This window comes from Sedimenticola hydrogenitrophicus, assembly GCF_029017505.1.
Taxonomy (GTDB): domain Bacteria; phylum Pseudomonadota; class Gammaproteobacteria; order Chromatiales; family Chromatiaceae; genus Sedimenticola; species Sedimenticola hydrogenitrophicus_A.
This window is the reverse complement of record NZ_JAQGEI010000009.1, coordinates 146,281-152,429: the sequence shown is the minus strand read 5'-3', so window position 1 is coordinate 152,429 and position 6,149 is coordinate 146,281. Positions and strand designations below refer to the sequence as shown.

Annotated in this window: 13 protein-coding genes and 1 pseudogene; 10 read left to right on the top strand and 4 right to left on the bottom strand. The window is 52.5% G+C overall.

The window, feature by feature from the left end; genetic code table 11:
* Nucleotides 1–106: 106 nt before the first annotated feature.
* From O9K64_RS07745 to O9K64_RS07720, 7 genes are all read left to right on the top strand, one after another.
* Nucleotides 107–391: a type II toxin-antitoxin system Phd/YefM family antitoxin gene (locus O9K64_RS07745; RefSeq protein WP_275097504.1), complete on the top strand. Its 285-nt coding sequence runs from the start codon at nucleotides 107–109 to the stop codon at nucleotides 389–391.
* Between the two features lie 5 nt (nucleotides 392–396).
* Nucleotides 397–828, top strand: a complete 432-nt coding sequence (locus tag O9K64_RS07740) for a putative toxin-antitoxin system toxin component, PIN family (RefSeq protein ID WP_275097503.1) — start codon at nucleotides 397–399, stop codon at nucleotides 826–828.
* A 217-nt stretch (nucleotides 829–1,045) separates the two neighbouring features.
* The gene (locus O9K64_RS07735) at nucleotides 1,046–1,303 is read left to right on the top strand and encodes a type II toxin-antitoxin system ParD family antitoxin (protein WP_275097502.1); all 258 of its coding nucleotides are present in this window, start codon (nucleotides 1,046–1,048) and stop codon (nucleotides 1,301–1,303) included.
* The gene (locus O9K64_RS07730; RefSeq protein WP_335342253.1) at nucleotides 1,300–1,521 is read left to right on the top strand and encodes a type II toxin-antitoxin system RelE/ParE family toxin; all 222 of its coding nucleotides are present in this window, start codon (nucleotides 1,300–1,302) and stop codon (nucleotides 1,519–1,521) included. The genes O9K64_RS07735 and O9K64_RS07730 overlap by 4 nt, the downstream gene beginning before the upstream one ends.
* Nucleotides 1,475–1,594 (top strand): type II toxin-antitoxin system RelE/ParE family toxin, encoded by a 120-nt coding sequence (locus O9K64_RS23775; RefSeq protein ID WP_420493159.1) that lies wholly within the window; start codon nucleotides 1,475–1,477, stop codon nucleotides 1,592–1,594. Before O9K64_RS07730 ends, O9K64_RS23775 begins: the two co-directional genes overlap by 47 nt.
* A 193-nt stretch (nucleotides 1,595–1,787) precedes the next feature.
* On the top strand, nucleotides 1,788–2,051 hold the full coding sequence (locus tag O9K64_RS07725) for a ribbon-helix-helix domain-containing protein (RefSeq protein WP_275097501.1): 264 nt from the start codon (nucleotides 1,788–1,790) through the stop codon (nucleotides 2,049–2,051).
* Nucleotides 2,048–2,395 (top strand): type II toxin-antitoxin system RelE/ParE family toxin, encoded by a 348-nt coding sequence (locus O9K64_RS07720; RefSeq protein WP_275097500.1) that lies wholly within the window; start codon nucleotides 2,048–2,050, stop codon nucleotides 2,393–2,395. The genes O9K64_RS07725 and O9K64_RS07720 overlap by 4 nt, the downstream gene beginning before the upstream one ends.
* Nucleotides 2,396–2,519: 124 nt before the next feature.
* On the opposite strand, the gene O9K64_RS07715 is transcribed toward O9K64_RS07720, so the two are convergent.
* Both O9K64_RS07715 and O9K64_RS07710 read right to left on the bottom strand, forming a co-directional pair.
* Entirely contained in the window at nucleotides 2,520–2,837 is a 318-nt protein-coding gene (locus tag O9K64_RS07715; RefSeq protein WP_275097499.1) for a helix-turn-helix domain-containing protein, read from the bottom strand.
* Entirely contained in the window at nucleotides 2,815–3,204 is a 390-nt protein-coding gene (locus tag O9K64_RS07710) for a type II toxin-antitoxin system RelE/ParE family toxin (protein WP_275097498.1), read from the bottom strand. The genes O9K64_RS07715 and O9K64_RS07710 overlap by 23 nt, the downstream gene beginning before the upstream one ends.
* A 133-nt stretch (nucleotides 3,205–3,337) precedes the next feature.
* Between O9K64_RS07710 and O9K64_RS07705 the strand changes: the two are divergent.
* Nucleotides 3,338–3,436: pseudogene (locus tag O9K64_RS07705) on the top strand (helix-turn-helix domain-containing protein); the annotation flags it as partial.
* Between the two features lie 38 nt (nucleotides 3,437–3,474).
* On the opposite strand, the gene O9K64_RS07700 reads toward O9K64_RS07705, so the two are convergent.
* Together O9K64_RS07700 and O9K64_RS07695 are read right to left on the bottom strand one after the other, a co-directional pair.
* Entirely contained in the window at nucleotides 3,475–3,777 is a 303-nt protein-coding gene (locus O9K64_RS07700) for a HigA family addiction module antitoxin (protein ID WP_275097497.1), read from the bottom strand.
* 11 nt (nucleotides 3,778–3,788) lie between these two features.
* Nucleotides 3,789–4,070: a type II toxin-antitoxin system RelE/ParE family toxin gene (locus O9K64_RS07695; protein WP_275097496.1), complete on the bottom strand. Its 282-nt coding sequence runs from the start codon at nucleotides 4,068–4,070 to the stop codon at nucleotides 3,789–3,791.
* 326 nt (nucleotides 4,071–4,396) lie between these two features.
* Between O9K64_RS07695 and galU the strand changes: the two genes are divergently transcribed.
* Nucleotides 4,397–5,287 carry a UTP--glucose-1-phosphate uridylyltransferase GalU gene (gene galU / locus O9K64_RS07690; RefSeq protein ID WP_275097495.1) on the top strand — a complete coding sequence of 297 codons (891 nt, stop codon included), beginning with the start codon at nucleotides 4,397–4,399 and terminating at the stop codon, nucleotides 5,285–5,287.
* Between the two features lie 400 nt (nucleotides 5,288–5,687).
* The gene (locus O9K64_RS07685; protein ID WP_275097494.1) at nucleotides 5,688–6,110 is read left to right on the top strand and encodes a pilin; all 423 of its coding nucleotides are present in this window, start codon (nucleotides 5,688–5,690) and stop codon (nucleotides 6,108–6,110) included.
* The last annotated feature ends 39 nt before the right edge of the window (nucleotides 6,111–6,149 follow it).

Genomic DNA, 6,149 nt, shown 5'->3' with positions numbered 1-6,149 from the left:
TTATCTGCCCCGCATTCCCGCTGGCCCGCATTCCACTCCCTCCACAGCTTGACGCACCAACCAATCGCAACCATAATGACCATAACGATCATTATGGAGATCAACGATGATTACCGAAACCAGCGCCGTGCGTTTTCGACAGAATCTGGGCGATATGCTTAATCAGGTGCAGTATCGTCACGACAGTATCATCATCAACAAAGATGGTAAGCCGGTGGCCGCGCTGGTTGACGCCAAGCTGTTTGCCCGGATTCAGCGCATGCAGGCCCGCTTTGACGCCCTGTGCGAGCGAATTGAAAAGGGATTCGCTGTGCTTCCTGAAGAAGAAGGCATGGCGGAGATTGATGAGGCCGTGAAACAAGTGCGCCAAGCCACACAACAAGAAACCTGAAAGGCATGGCAACCCTGAGGGTGGTAGTTGATACCAATGTACTGCTGTCTGGCATCGCCTACCCCGCCAGCATTCCGGGCAAAATTCTGGCCGCATGGCGGCACGGCTCCATCGAGGTATTACTTTCAGGCTATATTCTCGAAGAGCTGAGCCGGGTGTTACCGCGACTGCAACATCGGCACGGTCTGTCACAAGAGGAAATGGACGATCTGATCGACATCCTCAGCATCCAGTCCGAACTCATCGAACCCGACCCCAGTAATACGCCCTCCCTACGTGATGAATACGACCAGCCTGTACTCGGCACCCTGCTGGCCGCACTCAGGCTCTCCCAGGCTAATTACCTGATTACCGGAGACAAAGACCTGTTAGCACTATCCGACACACACCCCATCGTGTCACCTGCTCAATTCTGGAATAACCACGCGCCAGTCTGAATGTAGTATACAGAAAGCCGTCAGTCAGGCTTTTGACCAGGTGCACGGCAGTCCCGGGCCTTCAGGCCGAGTAATGATGCTGGCAAAATCAGCTGCCACCGGTATATTAGAGAATATTGTTCCCTGACCCGCATAAGTTTAACCACTCGACTTGGCCATGTTTGATAACTATTAGTAAATGTGGCACACATGCCCACATATTGCAGAGGATATGACGATGATTAGCGCCGACCTTGGAAACAAACTGGAGACTTTCATCGCGGAGCTGGTGGCGTCGGGCCGCTACAACTCGAAGAGTGAAGTGCTGCGTGAGGGTGTGCGCCTCATCCAGGATCGTGAAACCCGTTTGACGGCCCTAGACAACTCGATTGCTCGCGGCCTCGCCGACGCCGAGACTGGTCGCACGAAGTCAGCCAAAGACGTGTTCGACCGCCTCGAAAGCAAGTACCGTGCGATGACTGATCGCTCGGCATGATAGTTGATATCACGGCCGAGGCAGAAAGCGACCTGGAGCCGATCGGCGATCACATTGCCGAAGACAACCCGGTTCGGGCGGTCAGCTTTCTGCAAGAGTTGCGGGACAAGTGCCTTACGCTCGCCGATCTCGCGCTGGCCTTTCCTCTGGTGCCGCTACGAACGCTATGGCATCCGGCGCCGTCCGTACGGCAACTACCTCATCTTCTATCAAGTTGAACGCGAGCGTGTAGTGGTCGTCCATGTTCTACATGGCGCAATGGACTACGCAGCGATTCTGTTCCCAACCTGACGAGGTGATAGCGGAAATCTTTCGCAAGGACCCGGCCTATGCGGTGGAGATGCTGAACAGCATCCTTATACATTACGCCCCAGCACGATCACCTGAACCACCTAAACCAAATAATCGTCCACCCATAGCCCACTTGCAGGTGTGTGCGTTTTTGATTATCTTGAATACAAGATCTGCGGCAGGAGACTCGACCATGCCCCGCACAACCACAATGACGGTACGCCTGAGCGGCGCGCTCAGTGACTTTGTCGCGACCAATGTCGGTGAAACCGGCAACTACGAAAACGTCAGCGAGTACATTCGCGACCTCATCCGGCGCGACAAGGAGCGAACCGAACAACAGGCCTTCGACCGCCTGAAAGCCGAGCTGTCACGCGCGTTCGCGGCGCCGGACGCCTCGTACCAGCCGCTCTCGGCTGCTGATGTCATTGATCGAAACCAGACGAAAACCGGATGACCCGCTTCCGGGTTCAGGAAGCGGCCTCGCACCGCATCGACGAAATCTACCGCTACACCCGGGATCGTTGGGGAAACGAGCAGGCCGACCGGTACGTGACCGGGCTGTTCGACACGTTTGATAAAATTGCAACGCACGAGGTGCTGTCGCGTCCGATCCCGGCCGAATTTAGCGTGGACGGATATTTCTTCCGGTACGAGAAGCATTTCATCTATTGGAAAACGCTGGGCAACGGTGACATAGGTATCGTGACCGTTCTGCACGAGCATATGCATCAGATCGACCGCTTTCAGAAGGATTTTGGCAATGAGTGGAAACAGGGGGAAAGGGAACGGAGGGATTAAAAGATAACCCACCTTTCCCTTTTTACGGTATGTCACCCTCTTGCCAAAAGCGGAATTCCAGCGTCAGCTACTGTCACGAGTATATTAGAGAATATTGTTCTCTGACCCGAATTACGTCATTTTGCTATGCAATAGCCTGAATGCCGTTCTTTTTTACAACTGTCAGCAGACGCAAGGCGGGGCCACCAGGTTTTCTGACGCCACGCTCCCAGTCTGACACAAGGTTTCTACTCACGTTCAGGTACCGGGCAAAGACGGGCTGGGACAGGTGCTCGCGCTCACGAAGCGCGCGAATTTCTTCCGGCGACAATACCTGCACAGGAGTGAGACAGGCATCATCGAACTCACGCATAGTCTGCTTATCAACTGCGCCGATCTCGTGCAGTGCCTCCATCGTTTCATGGATCGCCGCTAGTGCATCACTTCTGTATTTCTTTGCCACTTTCTTGCACCTCCGAAAACTGGCCCTTGCTGATCAACTCAGCTAACTGCTTGTCAGACAGTCCAAGAACATGGGCCGCTGCTTTCTTGAACTGCGCCTCTTCGTCACCATCGATATTGGCCCGGTCACTCTTGGCAAAGCCGTAGACGAAGACAGCGCGTTGCGCCGTCCGATACAGAATAATCGTGCGAAAACCGCCAGACTTGCCTTGCCCTTGCCGTGCCACGCGCTGCTTGAGTACACCGCTACCCAGATCGGCATCAATTTGTCCATTCTCAGCTCGCGCAATGGCTTCCAACAGCGCCGTGTCTGGAATATGCTGCTTCCGAGCAAATCGCACAAACCAAGCATTCTTGAACACCCTCACAAGGCAATCCTATCCCTCAGTCATAAGTGTCATACATAGTATGATATATGTCCCTCATTAACCAATCAAGGGAGAAAACAGTGTTTGTGTACGAGGGTATATTAGAGAATATTGTTCTCTGACCCGCATTCACCTGGAAGAGACCCATTGGAACAAGACCGCCGCCGCCAAGAGGCTGGGCATCTCCTTTCGGGCACTGCGTTATAAACTGGACAAGTTGGGTATGGAGTAACGGAAGCCAGGTAGGCCTAAGCAAACCGTTAACCTAACTCAGGCCGCTCGTGGGTGAACCTCTTGCTCCAGTTTTTCGCCCAACTCGATCACCGCTTTGCGCAGTTCGTAGTCGGCCTGCAGGTTCATCCAGAACTGCGCGGTGGTGCCGAAGTAGCGCCCCAGCCGCAAGGCGGTATCAGCAGTGATGGCGCGCTTGCCGGCGATGATGTCACTGATGCGGGTGCGGGAGACACTAATATCCTGCGCCAGCTTGTAGGCGCTCAGATCCAGCTCTTCCAAAAATTCTGTCCGCAGGATCTCGCCAGGGTGCACCAGGAGATCAGGTGATTCGTAAGTCATGGGTCGCTCCTCTAGTGGTAGTCCACTATCTCAACATTATAAGCGCTGCCGTTATCCCACTCAAAACAGACCCGCCACTGTTTATTAATGCGGATGCTATATTGGCCCTCTCTATCGCCGACAAGCGCCTCAAGGTGGTTGCCCGGCGGTCTTTTCAAATCATCTCGCTCGACGGCGGCGTTGAGCATGACCAGCTTTGTGAAGGCTCTTTTATGGATATCTGCCGAAAGACGTTTGGGCTTCTTGCCGTTGAACAGATCTTCTGCTCTCTTGTCCTTGAATGATTTGATCATGGTGGGATAGTAACGTTATGCGATACGTTCCGCAATACGTTACGCTAATTATACTAATGAAGAGGCGGGATAGGAGTCTGTAGGGCTTAACCCTGGGGCCGGAATTCTTCACGCGCACAATGCAAGACCTGACCCCGCGATCCCCTGGCAAGATCAGCTACCACCACCGGCACTACAGAATATTGTTCCCTGACCCGCATTTCCCGGTTCTCTGACCCGCATTTCGTTCAGAGTCAGCTACGGTCACGGGTATACTAGCAAATATTGTTCTCTGACCCGCATTACTGATCAGGGTGGTTATTGGCTTCACATTATGGAGTTGGTCAATGAAAGTTAATAAAGCGGTTTTTCCTGTTGCGGGCATGGGGACCCGATTCTTACCCGCCACCAAGGCCAACCCAAAGGAGATGCTGCCGATTGTCGACAAACCACTGATCCAGTATGCCGTGGAAGAGGCCATCGCGGCCGGGATCAATGAACTCATTTTCGTTACCAGCAGCAGCAAGCGGGCGATCGAGGACCATTTCGACAAAAACTATGAGATGGAAACTGAGCTTGAAAAACGTGGCGACCGCGAATTACTCGGCATACTGAGAGGAATCCTACCCGAGGGAGTATCTTCTGTTTATGTACGGCAACCGGAAGCTCTGGGATTGGGGCATGCCGTTTTATGCGCCAAACCCGTAGTGGGTAATGAACCGTTTGCGGTTATATTGGCGGATGACCTGATCAACGAGGCCAACAATCCTTGCATGAATCAGATGATGGAAGTCTTCAACGACAGGCAGGTCAGCGTAATCGGAGTGGAACGTATTGATCCGAGCATGACCCATAAATACGGGATTGTTAAAACGGCCGAGAGCGCTGAACGTCTGAGCAAAATCATCGGCATAATTGAAAAACCTCACCCTGAGGTTGCACCATCGAATCTCGCGGTCGTCGGGCGTTATCTCCTGACACCTGACATTTTCAGCTTCCTGGAAAAGACCGGCCGTGGGGCAGGTGGGGAAATCCAGTTAACCGATGCAATTGCCATGCTGCTCAAAGAGCAGGATGTGCTTGCCTATGAATTCAAGGGCAAGCGGTACGATTGTGGCAGCAAGCTAGGTTATCTACAGGCCACGGTCGAATATGCCCTGGAGCACAAAGAGTTAGGAGAGGAGTTCCAGGAGTATCTGAAGACGTTTATTTGTAAAGCGTGGCTAGACACCAAGTAAGGTTGTCATAACAGCACCATACACCGTCTTGCTCAGTACATGACCCCTGGTTCGGAATCAGCATTCACATTCCGGCGGAATAGGTGTTCAGCATGGCCCGAAAAAGGCCGGGGTGACAAAATCCGTCACATTCTGACGCTAGCAAGCACATTAGCAGGGAAGTTATCCGGCATTGGGTCAGCGTAACACCCATCAAAACACACTAACCAACTGTTTTTATTAAAATAATAATTCTATCTTGGAAAGTAATAACAGAATTGGCATGGCACGTGCGTACTATTAGGCACACAGCTGAGATGTTCGGTTTAAGTGAGAGATAAGTCGCAGTTTCCATGGAAGGGCTAAAGTTAAGATTGGCCCGCCCGATAAGCAACTACTATAGAAAATACGGAGTATTACCATGAAAAGAGTACAAGCCGGTTTTACATTGATCGAACTGATGATCGTAATCGCGATTATCGGTATTCTGGCGGCCATCGCCATCCCCGCTTACCAGGATTACACCATCCGCACCCGTGTAGGTGAAGCGGTGAATCTAGCTTCTGGCGCCAAAACTGCCGTTGCCGAATTCTATAACGCCCGCTCCACTTGGCCTGTTGGCAATAGCCAAGCAGGCATTTCCACAGCCGCCAGTATTCTTGGCGATTACGTTACTTCAGTAACTGTCAGCGCTGGGATAATTACCGCCGTGGTAAACACCGCCTCTGGAACGACTGGAAACTTTGTGCTTAGCCCAGTTGACAACGTCGGCTCCATAACCTGGGTCTGCGATAACGCCTCTACTACTATCCCAACCAAGTACCTTCCTGCCAACTGTAGATAACTAGTGCATACAGCGGCCCCTTGGATCAAGGGGCTGCTG

Coding starts and splice junctions, on each gene's coding strand:
- O9K64_RS07735 (WP_275097502.1), top strand. CDS start 1,046: ATGATTAGCGCCGACCTTGGAAACAAACTGGAGACTTTCATCGCGGAG.
- O9K64_RS07725 (WP_275097501.1), top strand. CDS start 1,788: ATGCCCCGCACAACCACAATGACGGTACGCCTGAGCGGCGCGCTCAGT.
- O9K64_RS07720 (WP_275097500.1), top strand. CDS start 2,048: ATGACCCGCTTCCGGGTTCAGGAAGCGGCCTCGCACCGCATCGACGAA.
- O9K64_RS07745 (WP_275097504.1), top strand. CDS start 107: ATGATTACCGAAACCAGCGCCGTGCGTTTTCGACAGAATCTGGGCGAT.
- O9K64_RS07700 (WP_275097497.1), bottom strand. CDS start 3,777: ATGACTTACGAATCACCTGATCTCCTGGTGCACCCTGGCGAGATCCTG.
- O9K64_RS07730 (WP_335342253.1), top strand. CDS start 1,300: ATGATAGTTGATATCACGGCCGAGGCAGAAAGCGACCTGGAGCCGATC.
- O9K64_RS07695 (WP_275097496.1), bottom strand. CDS start 4,070: ATGATCAAATCATTCAAGGACAAGAGAGCAGAAGATCTGTTCAACGGC.
- galU (WP_275097495.1), top strand. CDS start 4,397: ATGAAAGTTAATAAAGCGGTTTTTCCTGTTGCGGGCATGGGGACCCGA.
- O9K64_RS07685 (WP_275097494.1), top strand. CDS start 5,688: ATGAAAAGAGTACAAGCCGGTTTTACATTGATCGAACTGATGATCGTA.
- O9K64_RS07740 (WP_275097503.1), top strand. CDS start 397: ATGGCAACCCTGAGGGTGGTAGTTGATACCAATGTACTGCTGTCTGGC.